Origin of the sequence: Flavobacterium zepuense, from assembly GCF_007097145.1 — a bacterium.
In the GTDB taxonomy this organism is placed as follows: domain Bacteria; phylum Bacteroidota; class Bacteroidia; order Flavobacteriales; family Flavobacteriaceae; genus Flavobacterium; species Flavobacterium zepuense.
Genome location: NZ_VJVZ01000007.1, coordinates 176,664 through 200,399 on the forward strand (window position 1 = coordinate 176,664; position 23,736 = coordinate 200,399).

Consider the following 23,736-nt stretch of genomic DNA (forward strand, 5'->3'; position numbering starts at 1 on the left):
CTGCTTCTTATAATAATAGCGCCTCTCTTGTTATTTTAACTGTATTTTAACAACATTAACAGTATAATAAAAATATTTTTGCGGTGCACACACACTAAATCACCTGAATGCCTAAAACTATACAAGCCGGAATGCTGGTACCGTTGCTGCTATTGCTATTTTCATGCGGCAGCAAGGAAGAAAGTTACACTGCCTACTTTGGCGGGCAGGTACAAAACCCGCGTACCCCCTACGTTTTGTTTACTAAAAACAATAAGGTTATAGATACCCTGCGTCTTGATAAAGACAACCGTTTTTTTATAAAATTTGACTCCCTTACCCCCGGCCTTTACAGCTTTAAGCACGATCCTGATTACCAGTATATTTATTTTGACAAGAATGACAGCCTAATGGTTACCATTAATACGGCTGATTTTGACCAGTCTATAGTATTTAGTGGCCGTGGTGAGCGCAAAAATAATTTTATGATGGACCTGTTTATACAGCAGGAAAACGACCGCCATAAATCCTATGATGTTTACAATTATGAGTACCGCGATTTTAAAAAGACGATAGATTCTTCTTTTAGCGTGCGCGATAATTTTTACAAACAAAGCAAGGAAGAAGTTAAGTGGAGCGAAGGTTTTGATTTTTATGCTAAATCACGCCTTATGCTTAACTACTATACCAAAAAGGAATATTACCCTTACATTCATGCCAGGAGGACCGGAGAAGACATAAAATCACAGTTGCCAAAAGATTATTATGCCCACCGTAAAACAATTAAGTTTGAAGACAACAGACTTACTGATTTCTCTCCGTTTTTACGCTACTTAACCGGTATGCTTAATAACATGGCTATTACCCGCAGCTTTAAAAAAGGCGATGTTCAGGAAAACTCGCTTAGGGATAATATTGCCAAGCTAAATATTGCCGACTCTATATTTAAAAAGCCTGCTATTAAAAATGAGGTACTTAACAATATTGCTTTCAGCTACTTACTGGAAGATCAAAACATTGTAAACAATAAAACCTTTTTAGACCGTTATATGCAATTATCTACCGATAATAGCGGCGATAACGAGATAAAAAAGATTGGTGAGTCTATCAAGAATCTTAATGAGGGCAGTAAGCTTCCGCAGATTGGGTTAGTAGATACCAACAACAAACCTTTTAATGTTAGCAATGATATTGATAAGGAAACAGTGATTTTCTTTTGGACGAGCTGTGCCCGTGCCCATCTTGAAAATGTATACCACAGGGTTGAAGAGCTTAAAAAACAGCATCCAGATGTTGAATTTATTGCAGTAAATGTTGATAACGATGCTGAGTGGAAGAAAACAATGGCCAGTTATAATTTTGCCGATGCACGCCAGCTACGCACTACCGATTTTGATGCACTGCGCCACAAATGGGTATTCACCAAAATTAACCGTACTATTATACTAAATGCTGACGGTACCATTAAAAATGGCTTTACCAATTTACTCGACGCGAAGTTTACCGAGCTTTTACGATAGTATTTATAAGCTAAGTGGATCAATACACTTATAAAACCTTTTGGTGTATTGGCTACTGCCCAATTCGCTTACCGTTACTGCCATTTCTTTGCCTGATGATGCATGGATGAACTTAGATTTCATACCATTCGCCTCGCAAACAATACCCACATGCCCAACCGAGTTTTTATCGCGATAGCCGTAAAAAACGAGTACATCGCCCACTTTAAATTCGGATGGTTTTAACGCCCTGCCCAGGTTTTTAAACCCTGATGAGCTTCTGGGAACATTGATATTAAAGTGTTTATAAACATAATTTACAAAGCCGGAGCAGTCGAAACCTTTTTTAGGATTGGCCTGCGCATAAATGTATGGGATGCCCATATGCTGCTTTGCAAATTGGATGATATTAAAACGCTTTGTGGTATCTGGTAAAGTGGTTTTAACAATGCTCGTTTCGGCCAGAGCTTTAGTTTTAACCTCGTGTTTATACGATAAAAAACCAACAGCTATTAACAGTAAAAGGGTGTATTGCAGTATCTTCATAGGTGCTAAATATAACAAAAGCCATGCCCGTGGTATCTTAAAATTTTAAGTTTAACGTTTAATGAAAGGTTTTTCCTAAATAAAAAACCCTCCGGGAAAAACCTTTCCGGAGGGTTTGCATTAAAATAGAAACTACATTTATTTAATGAAAATTTTATACGTTTTATTTCCTACTTTTACCAGGTAAAGCCCTGTTGCATAACCATTAAGGTCTACCCTGTTTTTACCCGGCTTAACATCCTGCTGCTGCACTAAAGCCCCGTGAGAATTAAATATCTCTAAATGGTTGTCAGCTTCAAGCTCAATATTTATAAAACTGCTGGCCGGGTTAGGATAAATAACCACTTTTTGCTTTTCAAAATCCTGCACGGCAGAAGTTTCCGGCATTTTAAACTGTATCCAGTTAAGGTTAAACGGCACGGCTGCCGCCTGAACCCTTATGCTATGATTGCCTTCGGTTAGAGTTATATTTTTAGATATTGTTTGCCAAACCTGCCACCCGCCGGTATTAGGCACGGCAACATTGCCCAGCGAAACGCCATCGGCAAGTACCTGTATTACACCTGTTCCCTGCGCACTCGCCACCCGGAAATCTATGGTATATTCTGCTGTAGCAGGAACATAAATACCATAATCCATCCAGTCGCCGGCATCAATCCAGCCTACACTCTCTCCGCCCCCGGCATCGGTTGTGGCTTCCTGCTGAACGCCAAGCATGTTGTAATAATCCTCCGCTTGGATAAGGGCCGGTATCGTAATGTAATCTATCTCAATTTCAGGAATCTGGCCGCAAACACTAACCTCATAAATAGAATACCCATAAGGCGTATTTCTCAGCACTCCTTCCATCCTTATGTACTGGTATTCGGCATTAATACCGTCAATAACATCAGTACGTTCGCCCGTTGCCATATTAGTAAGAGTTTCAATATCAGTCCACTCCAATCCGTCAACCGATCCTTTTAAGATGTAATCTTTGGCATTGGCGGTTTCCCATGCAATAGTTACCACGTTAACTTCAGTAACCACGCCCAAGTCTATTGTTAGCCATTGAGCATCGTTAAATTCGCTTTCCCAACGCGATCCGGCAACGCCATCTATAGCAAGCGCTGCATTACCTGTAGATGCCGTAGCCCCAATTATAGCAAGGGCATCGCAATCCACCGGCACAGGGATTTCCTCACCGCACACCTGCAATTCATAAATAGAATAGCCGTACTGTGTGTTCCTCAATACCCCATCCATCTTAATATAACGGTACTGGGCAGCAATATTATCAATAATATCGGTACGTTCTCCTGTAGCCATATTGGTAAGCGTTTCAATATCAACCCATGTAGTACCGTCAGCCGACCCGCGAAGCATATAATCTTTAGCGTTAGCCGTTTCCCAATCAATAGTAACAGCGTTAATATTAAACAATTCACCTAAGTCAACTGTAAGGCTTTGTGCATCGGTAGCGTCGCTTTCCCAGCGGCTTCCTGCATCGCCATCAACCGCAAGGGCAGCATCACCTGATGTTGCTGTAGCCGAAGCAATTGCAACTGCCTCGCACTCAAACGGCGGGACAACAATTATCTCTTCACCACACACCTGTATTTCGTAAATTGAATAGCCGTAGGGCGTATTCCTCAATATACCATCTATTTTAATGTAGCGGTACTGTGCATCAATCTCATCAATAATATCGGTACGCTCGCCGGTAGGCATATTGGTAAAAGACTCAATATCAACCCATGTGGTACCATCTACAGATCCTCTTAAAATATACTCTTTAGCATTCGCAGTTTCCCATTCGATAGTAACTCCGTTAATATCGGCAAGCGCACCAAGGTCGACCGTAATACTTTGAGGATCGGATGGTTCGCTCTCCCAGCGGCTGCCATCGTTACCATCTATAGCCAGGGCAGCAACACCGCTTGTGGTTGTAGCCGAAGCAATGGTAAGCGCCTCACATTCATATGGTGGAACTACAATTGGCGGACCGCAAACTTCTACCTCGTAAATAGAATATCCGTAAGGTGTATTCCTCACTACACAATTTATCTTTAGGTAACGGTACTGTGCATCAACATCTTCTATAACATCGGTACGCGGGCCTGTAGGCATATCAGTAAACGACTCAATATCAACCCAGGTTGTACCGTCAACCGATCCCTGTACTGTATAATCTTTAGCATTGGCAGTTTCCCAGTCTATGGAAATTGTATTCATATCGGCCAGCACACCATAATCTATAGTAAGCCATTGCGGGTCAGACGCATCACTTTCCCAGCGGGTTGCACCATTACCATCTATGGCAAGCGCCCCGTTACCCGATGATGTTGTAGCAAGCACTGGCACTACGGTATTACATACAACAGGTGGCGACAACTCATTATCACAAACATTAAATTCATAGATTGAATAGCCATAAGCGGTATTCCTGATAACTCCATCCATTTTTAAATAGCGGTATTGAGCACCAATATTCTCAATAGCATCAGTACGTTCTCCTGCCGGCATGTTAGTAAGTGTTTGTATATCAATCCATGTGGTACCATCTACAGATCCTCGCAGTACATAATCTTTAGCATTAGCGGTCTCCCAGTCAATAGTAACCGTACTAACGTTAGAGAGTACGCCGAGGTCTACCGTAAGGGATTGTGCATCAGTAAACTCGCTTTCCCAGCGCGTGCCGGAGATACCGTCTACTGCAAGGGCAGCATTGCCCGATGTAGCTGTTGCCGAGGCAATTGGCAATATATTACAATTGGGTGGCGGTTGATTTGTTGTTATAGTAGGATATCCTTTAATTGGATCGAGCGCATGTACCTGCCAAAACGATACGGCAAGTAAGGCAAATAAGTAAACTTTTTTCATAGTAAGGTTTGTTTGGTTAATAAAATGAAGGTTGAGTTAACACATTTATAAATTCGTATTTAGAGATATAATAATTTGAACTATCAATTATTTTCTGACTGAATTTATACGAATGTATTAAAAAGTGAGGTGCAAAAATTGAGGTGTGTAGTCATGTATAGGTAAAAACCATACGTTTTTACAGCAACTATAACGGTGTAGTAAATTATGTTGAGGTAAAATTGTAGCGGTAGTAAGGCTGCTTTTAATTATTTAAGTTGTGTCATCTAACATAGTATTAACGCAATACTTCAATTATCCTGCTTATCTTTAAGGGATAATACTTAAAGTAAATAATATGAAAGGCGGACTTATAGTTGAAGCAACAATTACCATAGATGCCCCGGTCAGTAAGGTTTGGCAGGCACTTACCTCTCCTGAGCTGATTGCAAAATACCTTTATGGAGCCAAAGTTACAACCGACTGGAAGGTGGGCAGCTCTATTACGTATGAAGGCGAATATAACGGCAAAACCTATAAGGATAAGGGTGTTATAGAAACTTTTGAACCCAACCATGTGTATGCATCTACCTATTGGAGCTCTATGAGTGGCAAGGAGGATAAGCCCGAAAACTATAACCTTGTTACTTATACCTTACTTGAAGCAGGCGATAAAACTACGGTTAACCTTACCCAAAACAACGTAGCTGATGCCGTTGAGCAAGAGCATCTTACAGCCAATTGGTATGCAACCCTGGCCGATCTTAAAGATGTGGCTGAGTCGCTATAATTATGAATTGAAAATTACAAAAAGCCCGTAACCATTACAGTTACGGGCTTTCATGTTATTGATCCTGAGATATTAAGTTAACTTATTTGTGATGTAGACCTTTACCGGCTCCAACAGTAATGCTTCTGAATCTTTCACAAATTTTGCAATATGTGGGGTTTGCCCGTGTGCGTCCAGTTCGGCGGGGCTACGCCATATTTCATGGAAAATGAACACGTTAGGCTCATCTGCGGCCTGATGCAGGTCATATTTTAGGCAGGCTTCCTCTGTGGTTGAGCCTTTTACAAGCTCTAACAGTACTTCTTTAAGCGCATCCTCCTTACCGGGATGGCTTTTTATAATGGCAGTTAAATTTACATTCATAATATCAGATTAAATTCCAAAAAAACAAAACACAAATTACAAACAATCAGACTATTAACCAAATTAATTTGTGATTCGTAATTTGTGATTCGTAATTCGTAATTCGTAATTCGTTTAAACAAGTTCTTTAATAAAAACGTTCTCTAAATGCTCCCTGTAAAGGTGCATATCACGCTGTATATCAGCATTTTTCTCAATATCATGAAAATGCATGCCCGGCAGCGGCTCCATACCTGTAAAGGCATTCATCCGGTGGAAACCAAACAACGGCCCCTCATCTACACTGTGCTGGTTAAAGAACTCCCCCGGCAGCGTAAATGCCTCTTTAGGAGCATTCCACGAGGTGGTAACCATGTATTTACGGCCGTGCATAGTACCACCGGTACCGTAATTTATGGCTGGATTAGAGCGGGTACGGCCGTCTGAATTATAGATACCCTTAGCATGGCCTTCGGTAAAAACAACATCAATGTACTTCTTAAAATCGTGCGGCAGCTGAAACCACCATATGGGTGTATGATATATCACAACGTCTGCCCAAACGTAGTTATCTACTTCTTGTACAGGATTATAGCCTGAAGCTATATTGGTAATACGCACTTCAAACTCATCAGTTCTGTTACTAAAAAATGTAAAAGTTTCGGCAGCAACGGTATCGTTAAACTTACCGCCGGAATGGCCAAACTCCTGGCCTCCATTTATTATAAATATCTTATTCATACGTTGTTATATTTTGATGGTACAAATTTACTACGCATTTAACTATTATAAAAATAAGATAAGTTATACCTTTGTATCATAATTATAATAGCTATGGTAAATTTAGAATGGTACCGAACCTTTAAGGCGGTATACAAAACGGGTACCCTTACAGGGGCAGCACAGCAGCTGTTTATATCGCAACCCGGTGTAAGCCTGCACCTTAGCTCGTTAGAGAGCTATACAGGTTACAAACTGTTTGACCGCAAGGGTCGCCGCATGGCACCTACCGAGCGCGGCAAAGTATTGTATAACTTTTTGATAGACAGCCTTGTAAAGCTTGAGGAAGCAGAGAAAAACTTTCAGCGGAGTACCGAAAAGAGCACCCCAACTATTAGTATAGGCATGTGTTTTGAGACCTTCCAAATCACTTTAGAGCCCTACATTGCCACCCTGCCGTTTAACGTGATCATTCAGTTTGGAGATTATCCGCAAATGGTTGATAATCTGGAGAAAGGGATTTTAGACCTCATTATAACCCCGCAAATGGTACCTGCCCCTACTGTTGAATATGAGGCTTTTAGCAAAGAAACTATTGTTGTGGTTGCGGGTAACACTACCGATGAAGGAACTTTTAATAAACTACTGGAATACAACAACATGGCTGATGTTGAGTTTTGGATGAAGCAGCAAAAATGGTACGGTACCACCGGCGATATGGAGCATCTGCGCCGCTTTTGGCAGCTAAACTTTGGCAAATACCCCGATTTTAGGCCTAACTACATAGTACCCAACCTAAACTCTATTGTGCGATGCCTGGGCAGCGGCATAGGCCTGGCCGTGATACCCGACTTTTTATGCAGAAAAGAACTTGATAATCAACAAATTAAATTGCTTTGGGAAGGCAACCCCACACTAACCAATACCCTGTATTTTGCCTGCCGAAAGCAAACCCTTTACGCCGATGAAATTAGCGTGATTAAAAAGATATTTAAAGAGGTAATGACTTAGTGAGTCATAAGTCATCACGTCCTAAAGTCGAAAAGTGGCTAAAAAAAGGCTTAATATTTCACTTTTGGATTTTGAAATGCTCATTTTTACCTCGAAAAATGGTCTAAATTGACGCAAAAAACGCTAATATTTCACTTTTGGATTTCGAGTTTGCGCTAATGCCCTTTCAACTTTAAATTTTAAAGATTTACCCAATTTTGTAATTCGTAATTTTTACAACATACGTTTCAATTTTACCATTTTCAACTTTCACATTTTTGACATCCGACTTTTCGACTTTATGACTTTATGACTTTTCGACTTTAGGACATGATGACTTTATGACTTTATGACTTTTTCACATATCAATAGTCACCAACTGAAAATTATCAGCGGTATCAATAACAAGGTCATGGCAGGGTATACGTATCCAATCGGCAATTTTTTTAAAAATACCGTTTTCATCCATCCAATCCTGCTTGCCAAGCTGCATGTGTACCAGCACATAGGTTTTAAACTTAGTAATTTTGTTTACATGGCGCCGCAATTCTTCAGATATGCCGGTGTCCTGCCTCTTGCTAATAATTTTGGCCTTACCCTGAGAAATCATATCAGCAGTTAATTTCCAGAAGTTTTTAGGGCTGTATTTGCCCTCCTTAAATTTTAGTTCCTTGCCGCCTGGCAGCTCCAGAACCACAAAATAATGTTCCATAGTAATTTTGTTGGTACTTAAATATACAACCATAAACACAATCGTTATTGTCTAATTATCAAATAATTAACTATAAATTTACCGAGTTAGGAAACACCACTTTACTTAGTCGATATATTTAAACACTTTGTCGATTAATCTATTCTTTACCACTGAGTAACAGCAGCATCAACAGTTAATTACTATATTGCTAATATTCTCCACTCTTAAATTATCCCCGGCTAAAACTACTACTGTTTTAGTGCGGGGTATTTTTTATATCCATAATTAATTCTCCCGACTGGATAAGTTATATGAATTATCACAATTTAAAAGGCTGTACTATTGTTGATTTCGCCTATATCATTTATATCTAACAGTTTACTCAAGATTTTACTATATTTGGAAACAACTTGTAACAGCCTCACTATGAAAAAAATTTACTTCCTTTTGCTTCTTTTTACGATCAGCATGAGTGCCCAACAGCCATTTGTAACTAAATGGTACACCTACGAGGGCGATCTTAGTATCACAATGCCCGTAGTAAACAATGCCGGCAATAACTAAACGATCGATTTTGGCGACGGCACCATCCTTACAAATCAAACGGGCCCTGTGTCGCATACCTATACTACCGTAGGCACCTTTACAGTTTCTATGTCAGGTATCTTTGGCCGGCTTGATGCTACCCTACTCGACATTGAACAGGATGCACCGCAGCTTATTTCGGTAGACCAGTGGGGCACTAACCAATGGACGAGTATGGAAAATGCCTTTGCAAATTGCGCTAACTTAGAGATCAATGCTACCGATGCTCCTAACCTTAGCCAGGCCACAAGCCTGAAAAGAATGTTTTACGATATAAATGATATCAACACATCGTTAAACAATTGGGATGTTTCTACCATTACAGATATGTCTTCTATGTTCTATTTTACATCCTACAGCCAGTCACTGGGTAATTGGGATGTATCTAATGTTACAGATATGTCTAATATGTTTAGCAGCTGCGGCTTTGGCGGGGCAGTTTTAGACCTTAATAACTGGGATGTATCTAACGTTACAAACATGTACCACATGTTTAGCCAGGTGTCTATAATAGAGCCTTTAAACAACTGGGACGTATCTAATGTAACCGATATGTCGTACATGTTTTACCAGGCAACAACTTTTGATCAGCCTTTAAATAATTGGGACGTTTCTAATGTTACCAATATGGCATACATGTTTTGCCAAACAAATTACAATCAGCCTCTAAACGATTGGGATGTATCTAACGTAACCGATATGTCGAATATGTTTTTTAATGTATTTTCATTTAATCAGCCATTAGACAATTGGGATGTATCTAACGTTACCAACATGAGAAGCATGTTTTATAATGCGAATGCTTTTAACCAGCCTTTAGACTCCTGGGATGTTAGCAATGTAACCAATATGACCATGATGTTTTTTCAGGCAGACTCCTTTAACCAACCGTTAAATAACTGGAATGTTTCTGCCCTTACAGAGATGACCATGATGTTTAGAAATGCCGACTTATTTAATCAGCCCCTAAATAACTGGGATGTATCTAACGTTACACAAATGGGCAGTTTTGTAGAATATGCCACAAGTTTTAACCAGGACCTTTCTGACTGGAATTTTAATCCTGATGTAGATTATTTTAACATGGGATATACCGCGCTTGATACCCAAAATTATGATGCCCTGCTTTTACGATTTGCACAATTAGGCCTGCAAAATAAAAGTATGGGCGCTTATGGTATAAGCTATTGCGACTCCGGTGTACGTGAGTACCTTATTAATGAGTTAGAATGGAATATTGCAGACGATACCTTAGGCGAAGAATGCGGAGGGAACACCATTACCGGTAATGTGTTATTTGATTCAGATGCAAACGGCTGCGATTCAGCCGATATTACCGCAAACAACTTTTTAGTGACTGCTAATAATGGAGAATTTACCTATTCTACTATTACCTCAAACGGCGAATATGATCTACATATCATGGAAGATACGTATAACGTTGGTTTACTAAATGTACCTTCCTACTATGCGGTAACGCCGCCATCGTCTGAGGTAAGCTTTACAGGTTTTGGCAATGAGCAGGAACTAAACTTTTGCCTTACGGCAAATCAGTCGGTAAACGATTTAAACATTACCCTGCTGCCCCTTAATGAGGCACGCCCGGGTTTTGAATCTAATTACAGGCTTATAGTACAAAATATAGGCACCCTGCCCACTAACGGCACCATAGCAGGATTATCTTATAACGAAACCATACAAACATTTGTTACTTCAAGCCAGGCACCATCAACTGCCACAACAAACGGGCTAAACTTTGATTTAGGCACCCTACAGCCGTTTGAAAGTCAAATAATAGACATTACCATGCAAACGTTTACTCCTCCTACCGTAAATGGTGGAGAAATAATAAATTTTGTTGCTGCAGTTACACCAAACACTGCCGACCTTACCCCCGATGATAATACCTTTATTTATGACCAGGATGTGGTAAACTCCTACGACCCTAACGACAAAACCGTACTACAGGGCAGCGATATATATATGGAGCAAACCGGTGGATATCTTGATTATATTATCAGGTTCCAGAATACGGGCAGCGCAAGCGCCATTACAGTAAGGATAGAAGACCTGCTGCATGAAAACCTGGACTGGGCAACTTTTCAGCCTATTACCGCAAGCCATGCTTACACCGTAGAGGTTACAGATGGCAATAAGGTAAAGTTCATCTTTAATAACATTAACCTGCCCCACGAGGCCGCAAATGAGCCTGCCAGCCATGGTTTTATTGCTTATAAAATAAAACCTGTGGGCAATATACAGGTGGGCGATATGATTACCGGGCAAGCCGGGATATTTTTTGATTACAACCTGCCTATCATAACCAACTCAGCCGATACCCAAGTGGTAGAAACTTTAGGGATAAACAAACGTAACTTACAAACCATAGCCTTATACCCCAACCCTGCACATTTAAAAGTTAATTTAGATATGCCTGACGGTATACAAGCCGAAGGAATCAAAATATTTAACCTGCAAGGAGTAGAAATACTCTCTCAGGGTCTTGTACAAAATGCTATTGATGTAAGCAACCTGAGCTCCGGCATCTATATCGTGAAGATACAAACCAACAAAGGTTTCTTTACCAACCGACTGATTAAAAAATAATTGATAATAACAAGCCCCATAGAATTGTATGGGGCTTTATTTTAAAAGGAAATTTACAAACCAAATGTTCCTTGGATAAACTATCGTTGTTTAGTGCGGAGTATTTTATATCTATCATAAAATCCGTGAGAATCGGCTTTTAAATCTGTGTCAACAGTGTTCCATTCTTCCACATCCACCATTTTTTACTATTTTTACAGTATTAACCCGCTGTAAAAGCCCGTAAAACATGAGTAAACCCCATTTAAGGTCGGTTAACGTAACCCGCTATATAACACCGCTTCGCGAGGGTGGCTCACTGCCCGCCCTGGCCGAAGCCGATGATAATTTTAACTATGTGCTTAAGTTTAAAGGGGCCGGCCACGGCACCAAAGCCCTTATTGCCGAGCTTTTAGGCGGCGAAATTGCCCGTGCACTTAACCTGCCCGTACCCGAGCTGGTGTATGCCAACCTGGACGAGGCTTTTGGCCGTACCGAAGCCGACGAAGAAATTCAGGACCTGCTGCAGCACAGCCAGGGGCTTAACCTTGCGCTGCATTTTTTATCGGGAGCCATAAATTTCGATCCTGTGGTTACCACGGTTGAGCCCAAACTGGCTTCGCAAATTGTATGGCTGGATGCCTTTATAACCAATGTAGACCGTACCTTTAAAAACACCAACATGCTGCTGTGGCACAAAGAGCTATGGCTTATAGACCACGGTGCGGCGTTATATTTTCACCACGCGTTTACCGATCCCGAAGGCCATGCCAAAACGCCCTTTGCCTTTATAAAGGAGCATGTGCTCCTACCCCAGGCATCGCTGCTTGAGGAGGTTGATGCCGAATTTAAGGCCCTACTAACCGAAGAAAAGATACGCGACATTGTGGGGCTGTTGCCAGATGAATGGCTGGTTTTTGAAGGCTACGATGAGTCGCCCGATTCGCCACAGGCCATAAAAGAAATTTATGTACAGTTCTTTTTAATACGTTTACAACATTCAGCAATATTTATAAAACAAGCCCAGGATGCAAGACAAGCACTTATATGAATATGCTGTAATTCGCGTGGTTCCAAGGGTAGAACGCGAAGAGTTTATAAACGCAGGCGTAATACTGTTTTGCAAGCGCAAGCGCTACGTTAAAGTTCTTTATACCGTAAACGAAGCACGGCTGTTAAGCCTTTGCCCCGGTATGGATGTGCAGCAGCTGGCACTTAATTTAGAGTCGTTTGAGCGTATTGCACGCGGCGCTAAAGATGGCGGCCCCATTGCACAGTTTGAAGCCGCAGAGCGCTTTAGGTGGCTTACAGCCATACGCAGCTCGGTAATACAAACGTCGCGGCCACACCCCGGTTTTAGCGACGATCTTGATACTACCGCCCAAAGGCTTTTTGAAACTGTTGTGCTGTAATTGTCCTGAAATACCCCTATGGTTGTCGCAAATGCACATTTAGTCTTATACTTATAGGAGGTATTTTTGTATAACAACATTTAAAACAACCTGTTATGGCATTAGTTAACCAGATATTTGTAAACCTTCCTGTGGCAGACTTAAACAGGTCGGTTGAGTTTTTTACCAAGATAGGCTTTACGTTCAACCCGCAATTTACTAATGATGATGCCACCTGCATGGTACTTAACGATACCATTTATGCCATGCTATTGGTACCAAAATTTTTTAAAGGTTTTATCGACAAAGAAATTGCCGATGCTAAAACCACAACATCTACAATACTGGCATTATCGGTAAACAGCCGTGATGAAGTAAACGAATTTACCGATAAAGCCCTTGCCGCAGGCGGCAGGCAGTATAAAGATGCCCAGGAATACCCCTTTATGTTCAGCCGCAATTTTGAAGATTTAGACGGCCACATGTGGGAGTTTTTCTATATGGATATGAGCGCCATGCCGCAGGAATAGTCTAAACAACAGGCAATAGGCAATAGGCAAATGAACGACATAAAAAAATCCATTTACATATGTAAACGGATTTTTTCATTCTGAGCACAGGCGTAGTTACTATGGCCCAACAGGGTTTGTAACCGTATCGGTAGTTTCAGATATTGTATCTGGTGTTGCAGGTGCTACAGTATCGTTTGTAGGATCTACCATATCGGTGCTGGTCGTATCAATTGAACCATCGCCCGCAGCGGCATCTTTGTCTTTACAGGAAGCCAGGCTTAGGCCCGCAACCATTAAAAATGCAAATAGTGTGGTTTTTAATGTGGCTTTCATAATGTATGTATTTAATTAATTTTAGTTTGAATAAAAAAGGGTAACATATAGCACGTTACCCTTCTTATATTTTAATGTCCTGGCTGTGCTTATGGAGCAACAGTATCATTTACCGGTGCAGTTACAGTATCTGTAGTAGTGCTAATAGTGTCGTTAGTAGCAGGCTCTACAGTTCCTGAGCTGATAGTATCGGTTGCAGATGCATCACCTTCAGTTTTGTTGCTTCCGCAAGATGCAAGTGTTAAACCGGCAGCAAGTACGGTAAGCATAAGGCTCTTTTTGATTAAATTTTTCATGGTTATTTGTTTTTTATCAGTTATTGAATGTTCAAAGATACTGCTACAACACAAAAAATTATCTTATAGTTTTACTAAATAAACCATAAAAAACACACAAAAAAGGCTGAAACGCAACTATTTAAGCAACATCTAACTATATTTACTCACTACCCGGGCTTGCCGGAGTAGTTTTTAGCGAGTCTTCCTGCATTTTTATAGCCGGGTCGCTGGTATTAATGTTGGCAGGCGAAATGTTCATATCGCTCGATGTCCTTATGTCATTTGGCGATGTAGTAACCGGCTGCACAGTGCCTGCATCTCCCGCGGTTTGCCCGCTCATGCACGATGTCATTATTACTGCCGCAATAACCGGCGTAACAACTAAACTTATCTTAGTGTATATAGTTTTCATAGCTATTTCTTTTTTAGATTACTATAAATGTACCACACAAAAACAGGCGGGTGTATTAAGGAAAGTATAAACTTTCACGAAGTGAAAAGTCATAAAGTCATAAAGTAGAAAGAGCTCACGGTTACTATAACCTATAAACCACAAGCGACTTTATGACTTTACAAACCTCGACCTTAAGACTTTACAGCTTTCGACCTGAAGACTTTATGAACTTTCTACTTTACGACCTCAAGACTTTCGACTTAGATCACCCTTTAAACCCACCATCGGCGTTAAGGCTGGCACCGGTAATGTAACTCGCTTCAGGGCCTGCAAGGTACGATACAAAAGAAGCAAGTTCATCGGTAGTACCGTAACGGCCTATTGCCATCTGGGTGCGTAAAAAGTCGGCAAACGGGCCGTTGTCAGGGTTAAGGTCGGTATTTACCGGGCCGGGCTGAATGTTATTCACGGTAATGCCAAGCGGTCCAAAATCGCGCGATAGTGCAGTTGTAAGGCCTTGTATGGCAGCCTTACTGGCTGCGTATACGCTACCACCCTCAAAAGGTACGCGGGTTGCATTAATGCTGCCTATGTTAATAATACGGCCCCCGCTTGTCATGTGTTTTGCAGCAGCTTTAATAGCTACAAATACGGCACGTACATTAACATTAAAGGTCCTATCAAAATCTTCTAACGTAGCCTGGTCTATAGGTGCAAAAGTCCCTATCCCGGCATTGTTAACCAATATATCTAAGGTACCCAGTTTGGCAACAGTAGTCTCTACGGCTGCTGTAACCGCTTCGGCATTGGCAGCATCTGCCTGTATGGCAACTGCTTTGCGGCCTGTAGCCTCAATTTCTTTTACAAGGGCTTCTGCCCGTTCTTTACCGTTTACATAAGTAAACGCTACGTTAGCGCCATCTGCTGCTAACCTTCTTACAATTCCTGCACCTATGCCGCGGCTACCGCCTGTTACTAATGCTGTTTTATTTACTAAGTTTGACATGATTAAAAAATTTAATGATTATTGTTATCTAATTTTTGCTATCAAAAACGTTGGGTTGTTTTACTTCGTTTTGATGTTACAAAGTTGCAACGATACCCCTCCCCGATTCATTGATATGTATCAGAAAAAACTATTGATGTACATCAACGGTTTTGTTGCAGAAGGAAAAGCAAAAATGAAACCTAATTATTAAATCGTTAATTATCAAAAAACTAAAAACAAGTCAGCTTTAAAACCGACTGTATATCGTTTACAATAAACGATGTATCGTAATTGCTCTAAGCATTTACGACTCAAAAAAAATAAATAAGTACAGTTATTTTTTAACCGAATGATTACGCACACGGCTAAGGGTTTCGGGAGAAACACCCAGGTAAGAAGCTATCATGTGTTGTGGCACACGGCTGGGAATATCAGGGTATGCCTTTATAAAGTCGTTGTATTTTTCTTCGGCGGTATAGCTATTGCCCATATAAACACGGTTTTGTAAACGCACAAAACTGCGTTCCAGCAGCATGCGCACAAAAGTATTGTAGGCCGGTATGGCCTCCAGCAGGTTTTCGTAATCGCCTTTTGCTATTAATACGATCTCGCTGTCCTCAAGCGCCTCTATATTAAACTGGGCAGGTGTATCGTTAAGGTAACTGTAGCGGTCGCCCGCCCACCAGTCTTCCGGCGAGAACTGAAAAATGTGCTCCTGCCCTTTATCGTCTACCCTATAAGTGCGCACCAACCCTTTAGATACAAAGGCATTATAGCGCCATACATCGCCCTCCTGCAAAAGATATTGTTTTCTTCGCAATTTTTTAAGGCGGCACACGGCCTTTACCATTTCGATCTCTTCATCGGTAACGGTAATTTTAGATTGCAGGTAGTTTATAAAATTGTCGAACATGAGGTAAAGGTACTAATTCTGCTGATTTTAGTGAAATATCACGCAAAACAAAAATTTACGATATATCGTTAATAATTAGCCTGCACAAAAATAACCACAATTGATTTTCAAACACTTAACCACAAGGCATATAGATTGCCTAATACAAAACAGCTTATTTAAATACAAAAAATCATTAGTTGTCTTAGTTCAATGCTTTTGATTAGCCAATGTACCAATTTTGTACTGTAATAATCAACTAAAATTATAAGGCCATGTCTCAAAAAATAAACATCCTATATATTGGCAGGCACGCCGAAATAATGGAAACCGTAGTTAGGCTCATTAACAAGAACGAAAACTGGATGGGTACCGGTGTAACCGAAGATGCCGATGCCATGCAGTTCTTTAGCAACCAGCATTTTGATATCGTGCTGCTGGGATGCGGCTTAAGCGAAGAAGACGAACTAAAGCTAAGGGCATTTTTTACCCTTACCAACCCTGCCAGTAAAGTAATACAGCATTATGGCGGTGGCAGCGGATTGTTATACAACGAGATTATTACCACACTTAACGGAGGCACCACAACGAGTTTCTTGTCTTAGTTCAATGTTCAAAAAATAAACCAGTTATACCTTTACACTATTAATTTTTACAAAAACAACAACCATGGAAAATAAAATTTTAGGCATACACCACATTACTGCAATTGCAGGCGATGCCAAACGCAACTTTAACTTTTATGCTAACATATTAGGTTTACGATTCATTAAAAAAACGGTGAATTTTGATGACCCGGGTACGTACCACTTTTACTTTGGCGACGAAGTAGGCAGCGCCGGTACCATACTAACGTTCTTCCCGTGGGGAGACGGTATACCACAAGGCCGCAGGGGCAGCGGAATGGCTACCGAAATAGGCTATTCTGTACCAAAAGGCAGCCTGGAGCTTTGGGTGGAGCGTTTTGAAAAATACAATGTAATTTATAATAAACCTGCCGAGAAATTCGGGGAGCGTTACCTTACCTTCCTTGATCCTGACGGACTTAAATTTGAGTTGATCGAATCGGCCACGCCCGATACCCGCAAACCGTGGGAAACTGACGAGGTTAAGGCCAACATTGCTACAAGGGGCTTTCATAACATTACCATTACCCTTAACAGCATAACCGGCACTGCCGCTGTACTTACCGATATTTTCGGCTATAAACTTGTTGCACAGGAAGGTAACCGCTACCGCTATGCTACCGATACGGTAGACCAGGCGGCTATAGTAGACCTTGTAGAACTTAAAGACGAAAAACGCGGCCACGTGGCTAACGGTACCGTGCACCACGTTGCCTTTAGGGTTAAAAATGATGAGATATTAATGTATTTCCGCCAAAAAGTGGCCGATGCAGGCCTTAGCATTACCCCGCAAATAGACCGTAACTACTTTCATAGCCTGTATTTTAGGGAACCGGGAGGTGTGCTTTTTGAAATCGCTACCGATAACCCCGGCTTTACCGTAGATGAAGCGCTGGAAGATCTTGGTAAAGGCCTTAAGCTGCCTGCCCAGTATGAATCGCGCCGTGAGGATATAGAAGCGCACTTAGTACCTATAAATTAATTATACCGTTCCCGGCCTTGTGCCGGGAATATATTTAAAACCCTAAAATTATGAACTTTACACCACTTAAATATATTTATAAGTCATCGGGTAACCCCAATGCTTATACCCTGCTACTGCTTCACGGCACTGGCGGCGATGAAGCCGACCTTATACCCCTTGCTGAGAATTTTGGCAAAAGCTATAACATACTCAGCCTTCGCGGTAATGTAGACGAGAATGGTATGCCGCGCTTTTTTAAACGCCTGGGCATGGGTATTTTTGATGAAGATGATTTGCGTTTCCGTACCGATGAAATGGTAACTTTTATTAAAGAACTGGCCGTTAAGGAAGGCTTTAATCCTGATACTATTATAGCACTGGGCTACTCTAACGGTGCCAACATTGCCGGTGCAATGCTGGTACAATACCCTGATTTTTTAGCAGGGGCCATACTGTACCGCCCTATGCAACCGTATAAAGTACTGCCTGCACAAGGCACACAAAAACAGGTACCGGTATTTTTTAGCGCCGGTAAAATGGATGTTACCGTTAGCCACAGCGCTACCGATGCTTATGTTGCCAATCTTGAAAAATTAGGCTTTGAGGTAGACTATCAAAAAATGCCTACGGGCCATAACCTTATCCAACAGGATGTTATACTATCTGCCGAATGGCTTAAAAAATTAGTAGCGGTTTAAACACCACAAAATTTTATCGATTTCGTAATTTGAGCTTTGTTTTTTCACAAATTTATTTGTAAATTAACACTCACAAAGTAAATCGATAATGTCCAATATAAATCAAATTATAGAAGAGCGCCCCGCCAGTATAGGAAACTTTTTGGTAGGGCGCCTTTTGCCGTTTAAAGACAGGCGTACCGTAGGTCCGTTTGCTTTTATAGACCATATGGGGCCCGCAGCCCTTAACGACCATGAAAACCTGGATGTAGGCCCCCACCCCCACATTGGCCTTTCTACTTTAACTTACTTGTTTGAAGGCAATATAATGCATAAAGACAGCCTGGGTACCGAAATGGAAATTGTTCCCGGGCAGGTAAACTGGATGACTTCCGGCAAGGGCATCGTACATTCTGAACGCACCCCCGAACGCCTTCGCCATTCTGACAAATACCTGCACGGCCTGCAAATATGGGTAGCACTGCCCAAGCACCTGGAACAGATGGATCCGTCCTTTGCACATATTACCGAAGACGAACTTCCTGTATGGCAGGATGGTAATGTAACCGTTAAGCTTATTGCCGGTGAGGCGTTTGGCAAAAAGTCGCCCGTGCCGGTGTATAGTCCGCTATACTTTATCGAGCTTAAAAGCACCGCAGAACAAAAAATGCAGATAGGCAAAGACCTGTATGGCGAAAGTGGCCTTTATATCTTAGAAGGCAGTATAGAAAATGATGGCACAACGTTTTTGCCCAAGCAATTACTGGTGGCTAAAGACAGTTCTATTTGCGAATTTACCATGCATGCCAATACTACCGTTTATATATTTGGCGGAGAAGCTTTTCCTGAGCCACGCCATATTTACTGGAATTTTGTTGCCACATCACCCGAGATGATCGAAGAAGCCAAACAGCGGTGGACAGAGCAACGTTTTCCTAAAATTGAGGGAGAAACAGGCTTTGTGCCGTTGCCGGAACAAAATTCAAACTTCAGAATAAAAGACAACCGAAAGACCGATGGAGATACAACATTTTAACGATGCCAAAAAAGGGCATTTCAGAGCCGTAGAGGACGATACCGAAGCAGGCATTATGACCTATGTTTGGGCCGGAGATGATAAATTTATTATAGAGCATACCGTGGGTAACCCAGAGTTTAAGGGCGTAGGCCTTAAAATGCTGGACCGTGCCGTGGCTTATGCCCGTGCACACGGCAAAAAGATAATTCCGCTTTGCTCCTTTGCTAAAAAGATGTTTGATCGCAGGCCCGAAATCCGGGACGTGCTTTCGCATTAGCCCACCACAAAACAAACCACACCAAAGACAACCAAATTATACTAATGAAAATCGCTAACCCTAAAACCATAGTGTTTATAACAGGGGCCTTTGTGTCGCACCGTTGCTGGGACCCCTGGATAGCTTTTTACGAAAGTAAGGGCTATACCTGTATTGCCCCGCCGTGGCCTTTTAAAGATGCTCCCGCTGCCGATTTACGCAACAGGCAGCCTAACGATAATGACCTGGCACGACTGCGCTTTAGCGAATTGCTTGATTACTATGTAACAGTTGTAAAGGAAATGCCCGAAAAGCCTATTGCTATTGGGCACTCACTTGGAGGGCTTATCACACAGCTATTGGTTAACCGCGACCTGGTACTGGCCGGTGTTGCCATACATTCGGTTCCGCCGCAGGGTGTTAGTTCGTTTAGCTGGTCGATGCTACGTTCAATATGGAAGCCTTTAGGTTATTTTAGTTCTAAAAACAAGACCCATTTAATGAGCCTTAATGAATGGAAGTACGCCTTTACCAACGGCATGGGCAATGAGGAGCAAACCATTGCCTACCATGACAATGCAATACCCGAAAGTAAACGCGTATTGCGCGATACCCTTACTAAAGTGGCTGCGGTAGATTTTAATAAAACCCATCCCCCACTACTGTTTATAGCCGGTAGCGACGATAATATTATACCCGAAACGCTAAATTATGCCAATTACCTTAAATACGACAAAAACCACTCGGTAACCGATTATAAAAGCTTTAATGGCAAAAACCACTTTGTATTAGGATTACCTTTCTGGCACGACGAAGCCGATTACATACTCTCATGGTTTGAGATACTACAGCATTAAAAAAAGGCTGTCTCAAAAAGTGTTTTACTTTTGAGACAGCCCTTTTATTTGCATATTGTTTATTGCAAATTGGCTGTTATTTCATCGAAGCCATATCAATAACAAAGCGGTACTTAACATCGCTTTTTTCCATACGGTCGTAGGCTTCATTAATATACTGCATATCAATAACCTCAACATCAGATACTATATTGTGTTCTGCACAGTAATCCAGCATTTCCTGGGTTTCGGCAATACCGCCAATAAGGCTGCCCATGATGCTGCGGCGTTTCCATATAAGGGTCATAGCCGGAGCTACCGATGGTTTTTCGGGCACACCCAATACTACCATAGTACCATTTTTAGCCAAAAGGTTAAGATAAGTGTCGTACTCATGTTGAGCCGAAATAGTATTCACAATAAAATCGAAACTATTGGTAAGCGAAGCCATAACTTCAGGATCTGTAGTTAATGCAAAATTGTGTGCGCCAAGTTTCCTTGCATCAGCCTCTTTAGATGGCGATGTACTAAGCATGGTAACCTCTGCACCAAACGATGCGGCAAATTTTACCGCCATGTGCCCAAGGCCACCTAAGCCAAGAACCGCTACTTTATGGCCTTTGCCTACCTTAAGGTGTCGTAGTGGCGAATAGGTAGTGATACCTGCACATAATAATGGTGCAACACCGGCAAGGTCTAATTTATCTGATATATGCAGTGCATATTTTTCATCTACAGTAATGCTCGTAGAATATCCGCCATACGTTGGTATATCGGTACCACGCTCAAAACTGTTATACGTACCCGTCATGCCCTGTTCGCAATATTGCTCCTCGCCTTCTTTACAGCTCTGGCACTCACGGCAGGAGTCTACAAAACAGCCCACACCCGCAAGTTCGCCCACTTTAAAAGCTGATACCTCACTACCTACCTTAACGATCCTGCCCACAATTTCGTGGCCGGGAACAACAGGGTAGTTAGCAGGTCCCCACTCGCTGCGGGCTGTATGGATGTCGCTGTGGCAAACACCGCTAAACAAAATTTCAATCTGTATTTGGTGTGCGCCAACATCTTTGCGCTCAAAATCAAATGGTTTTAATGGCGTTTCGGCATCGTATGCCGCAAAAGCTTTAACTTCTATCATAGTCGTGTAATTTTTGTTATGTGATTTTTGTTATGGTCTTTTAATGGTACGCAGTTTATCGGCAAGTTCGCGCCTGTAAGTAATGCCTATAGGTATGGGGTTGCGCTTAATGATAACGTGGTCTTTATTTATCTCATCTACCTTATCTAAAGCAATAATATACGATTTATGTGCCCGCATGAACAACTGCGACGGCAGGCATTTTTCTAAATCGTTAGTAGTTATGGTAGCAAGGTAATTACGTTTCTGGGTAAATATCTTTACATAGTTGCCATAGCTTTGGGCATATAAAATAGTGCTCACATCTATAGTAACTGTCTCACTGTCTACCTTTACTTTTATAGCTGTTGATGTTTCAGGCACCTTAACTACGGGCTCGGAAGGCCCAGCCAGCTCAAAATACCGGTTAATGGATTTTAAGAACCTTGGGTAAAAAATTGGCTTAAGGAGGTAATCTATAACGCCGTAATCATAACTCTCAAGGGCAAACTCGCTGTAGGCCGTAGTGAGTATGGTACGCGGTGGCTTAGCCAGTTTTTTAAGCATATCAAGCCCTGTAATTTCGGGCATATCAATATCCAGGAACATCAAGTCAACTTTATGGCCTTCAAGGTATTTAAGGGCTTCCACCCCGTTGTAGCCCTCAAAAACAAGCTCCAGCTGCGAGTTTTGCTTAATGTAGTTCGCCAGCACGTAGTGCGCGGCAGGCTCATCATCTACAATAATGCATTTTATGGTAACTTCCTGCTTCATTTCCTTTTAAGCTGAAGTTGCAGGTTAACCGTAAAAATGCTGCTCTCGGTAATATCTAGTTTGTAATTGCTGCCGTACTGTAACTTAAGCCTTTCGGTTGTATTTTTAATGCCTATTTTTGTAGAAACCACATCATTCTTTTTCTCCGGAACCGAATTCTTAACCACAAGGTCCAGCTTGCCGTCTTTAACCGAAAGATTCACATCTACAAAGCATTTTTCTATAGAACAGGTGCCATGCTTAAAGGCATTTTCTATAAAGCTGATTAGCAGCATGGGCGGTATTTTATAGGCAAACTCATCATCAACATCGGTAATGAACGATATGTTGCAACGGTAGCCCACACGCTCTTTTTCAAGCTGTATATAACTGCTTATAAAGTTAATCTCGTCTTCTACAGGTACGCATTTTTGCTCATGGCTCTCTAATTGGTAGCGCATTAGCTGCGATACGTGCATTATAAGATCGGGTGTGCGCTCCGGGTATTGCAGGCTTATACCGTAAAGGGTATTAAAGGTGTTGAATAAAAAGTGCGGGTTTAGCTGCTCTTTAAGCGAGTTTATCTGTGCCTGGTTGTACAGCAGTTTTTCGCTATCCAGGTTTTTGCGGTCACGGTAAAACTTAAATATAAGTATAATAGATAATATGCAAATAAGCGTTGCCAGCAGCGTTGCCGCCTGAAATACATAGCTTTGCTGTTCAGACGATTTGTAGAGAAAACAATTTTTGTAGATCCATAAATTGGCAACCTGGTACATTATTATAGAAAACACAAACAACAGTGCGGCAGTTGCCAATAAATACAGAGTTACCTTATGTTTTTTTAGCAGTATGGGCAGCAGCAAAAAGCGGTTGAGCTGCGCATGGGTGTAAAGCATTAAAAAGTAGGCACAGCCGCTCCAAATACCTTTCCACGACTTAATTAAAATCCAGTCGTTTAGGGTAAACAGTATAAACGAAAAGGCAAGGATCAAAACTTCCTGCCACCATTTGTTATCAATAATATTTTTTATAAACCGGCTCATTTGCATTATCTCTACACTGCAAAGTAACCACTTTTGACAGGATAATGGCAAAATTGCATGACGAATTTAATTCGTCA

General features: G+C 41.5%; 27 protein-coding genes. 14 read left to right on the plus strand and 13 right to left on the minus strand.

Annotated elements, in window-relative coordinates; genetic code table 11:
- Window positions 1-107 precede the first annotated feature (107 nt).
- A complete protein-coding gene (locus FMM05_RS12215) occupies window positions 108-1,499 on the plus strand; it encodes a TlpA family protein disulfide reductase (RefSeq protein ID WP_143373663.1) in 1,392 nt (463 codons plus the stop codon).
- A 3-nt stretch (window positions 1,500-1,502) separates the two neighbouring features.
- Here FMM05_RS12215 and FMM05_RS12220 read toward each other — a convergent pair whose 3' ends face one another.
- Together FMM05_RS12220 and FMM05_RS12225 are read right to left on the minus strand one after the other, a co-directional pair.
- Window positions 1,503-2,024: a C40 family peptidase gene (locus FMM05_RS12220; protein WP_143373664.1), complete on the minus strand. Its 522-nt coding sequence runs from the start codon at window positions 2,022-2,024 to the stop codon at window positions 1,503-1,505.
- A gap of 138 nt (window positions 2,025-2,162) precedes the next feature.
- Window positions 2,163-4,886, minus strand: coding sequence for a discoidin domain-containing protein (locus FMM05_RS12225; RefSeq protein ID WP_143373665.1), 2,724 nt, complete (start codon window positions 4,884-4,886; stop codon window positions 2,163-2,165).
- A 337-nt stretch (window positions 4,887-5,223) separates the two neighbouring features.
- Between FMM05_RS12225 and FMM05_RS12230 the strand changes: the two genes are divergently transcribed.
- Complete coding sequence (locus FMM05_RS12230; RefSeq protein ID WP_143373666.1) at window positions 5,224-5,655, plus strand: SRPBCC family protein; 432 nt, start codon at window positions 5,224-5,226, stop codon at window positions 5,653-5,655.
- Window positions 5,656-5,727: 72 nt separating this feature from the next.
- Here FMM05_RS12230 and FMM05_RS12235 read toward each other — a convergent pair whose 3' ends face one another.
- Both FMM05_RS12235 and FMM05_RS12240 read right to left on the minus strand, forming a co-directional pair.
- Window positions 5,728-6,018, minus strand: a complete 291-nt coding sequence (locus FMM05_RS12235) for a putative quinol monooxygenase (protein ID WP_143373667.1) — start codon at window positions 6,016-6,018, stop codon at window positions 5,728-5,730.
- 114 nt (window positions 6,019-6,132) lie between these two features.
- On the minus strand, window positions 6,133-6,738 hold the full coding sequence (locus tag FMM05_RS12240; protein WP_143373668.1) for an NAD(P)H-dependent oxidoreductase: 606 nt from the start codon (window positions 6,736-6,738) through the stop codon (window positions 6,133-6,135).
- 93 nt (window positions 6,739-6,831) lie between these two features.
- On the opposite strand from FMM05_RS12240, the gene FMM05_RS12245 reads away from it, so the two are divergent.
- Window positions 6,832-7,728 carry a LysR family transcriptional regulator gene (locus FMM05_RS12245; RefSeq protein WP_143373669.1) on the plus strand — a complete coding sequence of 299 codons (897 nt, stop codon included), beginning with the start codon at window positions 6,832-6,834 and terminating at the stop codon, window positions 7,726-7,728.
- 337 nt (window positions 7,729-8,065) lie between these two features.
- On the opposite strand, the gene FMM05_RS12250 is transcribed toward FMM05_RS12245, so the two are convergent.
- Complete coding sequence (locus FMM05_RS12250) at window positions 8,066-8,419, minus strand: hypothetical protein (protein WP_143373670.1); 354 nt, start codon at window positions 8,417-8,419, stop codon at window positions 8,066-8,068.
- 408 nt (window positions 8,420-8,827) lie between these two features.
- Here FMM05_RS12250 and FMM05_RS21000 point away from each other — a divergent pair, with 408 nt between their 5' ends.
- From FMM05_RS21000 to FMM05_RS12270, 5 genes are all read left to right on the plus strand, one after another.
- Complete coding sequence (locus FMM05_RS21000; RefSeq protein ID WP_185965580.1) at window positions 8,828-8,965, plus strand: hypothetical protein; 138 nt, start codon at window positions 8,828-8,830, stop codon at window positions 8,963-8,965.
- A gap of 48 nt (window positions 8,966-9,013) precedes the next feature.
- On the plus strand, window positions 9,014-11,593 hold the full coding sequence (locus FMM05_RS12255) for a BspA family leucine-rich repeat surface protein (protein WP_143373671.1): 2,580 nt from the start codon (window positions 9,014-9,016) through the stop codon (window positions 11,591-11,593).
- Between the two features lie 229 nt (window positions 11,594-11,822).
- Window positions 11,823-12,623, plus strand: a complete 801-nt coding sequence (locus FMM05_RS12260) for a HipA family kinase (RefSeq protein WP_143373672.1) — start codon at window positions 11,823-11,825, stop codon at window positions 12,621-12,623.
- Window positions 12,601-12,984, plus strand: coding sequence for a DUF3037 domain-containing protein (locus tag FMM05_RS12265; RefSeq protein ID WP_143373673.1), 384 nt, complete (start codon window positions 12,601-12,603; stop codon window positions 12,982-12,984). The genes FMM05_RS12260 and FMM05_RS12265 overlap by 23 nt, the downstream gene beginning before the upstream one ends.
- A 95-nt stretch (window positions 12,985-13,079) precedes the next feature.
- Window positions 13,080-13,493 (plus strand): VOC family protein, encoded by a 414-nt coding sequence (locus FMM05_RS12270; protein ID WP_143373674.1) that lies wholly within the window; start codon window positions 13,080-13,082, stop codon window positions 13,491-13,493.
- A 99-nt stretch (window positions 13,494-13,592) separates the two neighbouring features.
- Here FMM05_RS12270 and FMM05_RS12275 read toward each other — a convergent pair whose 3' ends face one another.
- The 5 genes from FMM05_RS12275 to FMM05_RS12295 form a co-directional block, all read right to left on the minus strand.
- Window positions 13,593-13,808, minus strand: coding sequence for a hypothetical protein (locus FMM05_RS12275; RefSeq protein ID WP_143373675.1), 216 nt, complete (start codon window positions 13,806-13,808; stop codon window positions 13,593-13,595).
- A gap of 89 nt (window positions 13,809-13,897) precedes the next feature.
- Window positions 13,898-14,104 carry a hypothetical protein gene (locus FMM05_RS12280; RefSeq protein WP_143373676.1) on the minus strand — a complete coding sequence of 69 codons (207 nt, stop codon included), beginning with the start codon at window positions 14,102-14,104 and terminating at the stop codon, window positions 13,898-13,900.
- Window positions 14,105-14,246: 142 nt separating this feature from the next.
- A complete protein-coding gene (locus tag FMM05_RS12285) occupies window positions 14,247-14,498 on the minus strand; it encodes a hypothetical protein (protein ID WP_143373677.1) in 252 nt (83 codons plus the stop codon).
- Between the two features lie 247 nt (window positions 14,499-14,745).
- Window positions 14,746-15,486: a 3-oxoacyl-ACP reductase family protein gene (locus FMM05_RS12290; RefSeq protein WP_143373678.1), complete on the minus strand. Its 741-nt coding sequence runs from the start codon at window positions 15,484-15,486 to the stop codon at window positions 14,746-14,748.
- 316 nt (window positions 15,487-15,802) lie between these two features.
- A complete protein-coding gene (locus tag FMM05_RS12295) occupies window positions 15,803-16,381 on the minus strand; it encodes a Crp/Fnr family transcriptional regulator (protein ID WP_143373679.1) in 579 nt (192 codons plus the stop codon).
- 254 nt (window positions 16,382-16,635) lie between these two features.
- On the opposite strand from FMM05_RS12295, the gene FMM05_RS12300 reads away from it, so the two are divergent.
- The 6 genes from FMM05_RS12300 (at window position 16,636) to FMM05_RS12325 (ending at window position 20,758) form a co-directional block, all read left to right on the plus strand.
- Window positions 16,636-16,965: a hypothetical protein gene (locus tag FMM05_RS12300; protein WP_143373680.1), complete on the plus strand. Its 330-nt coding sequence runs from the start codon at window positions 16,636-16,638 to the stop codon at window positions 16,963-16,965.
- 64 nt (window positions 16,966-17,029) lie between these two features.
- Window positions 17,030-17,968: a ring-cleaving dioxygenase gene (locus FMM05_RS12305; protein WP_143373681.1), complete on the plus strand. Its 939-nt coding sequence runs from the start codon at window positions 17,030-17,032 to the stop codon at window positions 17,966-17,968.
- 50 nt (window positions 17,969-18,018) lie between these two features.
- Window positions 18,019-18,648: an alpha/beta hydrolase gene (locus FMM05_RS12310; protein WP_143373682.1), complete on the plus strand. Its 630-nt coding sequence runs from the start codon at window positions 18,019-18,021 to the stop codon at window positions 18,646-18,648.
- Window positions 18,649-18,736: 88 nt separating this feature from the next.
- Window positions 18,737-19,663: a pirin family protein gene (locus FMM05_RS12315; protein WP_143373683.1), complete on the plus strand. Its 927-nt coding sequence runs from the start codon at window positions 18,737-18,739 to the stop codon at window positions 19,661-19,663.
- Complete coding sequence (locus FMM05_RS12320) at window positions 19,644-19,922, plus strand: GNAT family N-acetyltransferase (protein WP_143373684.1); 279 nt, start codon at window positions 19,644-19,646, stop codon at window positions 19,920-19,922. The genes FMM05_RS12315 and FMM05_RS12320 overlap by 20 nt, the downstream gene beginning before the upstream one ends.
- A 44-nt stretch (window positions 19,923-19,966) precedes the next feature.
- A complete protein-coding gene (locus FMM05_RS12325; protein WP_143373685.1) occupies window positions 19,967-20,758 on the plus strand; it encodes an alpha/beta hydrolase in 792 nt (263 codons plus the stop codon).
- A 76-nt stretch (window positions 20,759-20,834) separates the two neighbouring features.
- Here the strand turns inward: FMM05_RS12325 and FMM05_RS12330 are convergent, their stop codons facing one another.
- The 3 genes from FMM05_RS12330 to FMM05_RS12340 are packed head-to-tail and all read right to left on the minus strand — an operon-like array spanning window position 20,835 to window position 23,659.
- Entirely contained in the window at window positions 20,835-21,881 is a 1,047-nt protein-coding gene (locus tag FMM05_RS12330) for an NAD(P)-dependent alcohol dehydrogenase (protein ID WP_143373686.1), read from the minus strand.
- Window positions 21,882-21,911: 30 nt separating this feature from the next.
- Window positions 21,912-22,634 carry a LytR/AlgR family response regulator transcription factor gene (locus tag FMM05_RS12335; protein ID WP_143373687.1) on the minus strand — a complete coding sequence of 241 codons (723 nt, stop codon included), beginning with the start codon at window positions 22,632-22,634 and terminating at the stop codon, window positions 21,912-21,914.
- Window positions 22,631-23,659, minus strand: a complete 1,029-nt coding sequence (locus tag FMM05_RS12340; RefSeq protein ID WP_143373688.1) for a sensor histidine kinase — start codon at window positions 23,657-23,659, stop codon at window positions 22,631-22,633. Before FMM05_RS12340 ends, FMM05_RS12335 begins: the two co-directional genes overlap by 4 nt.
- Window positions 23,660-23,736: the final 77 nt, after the last annotated feature.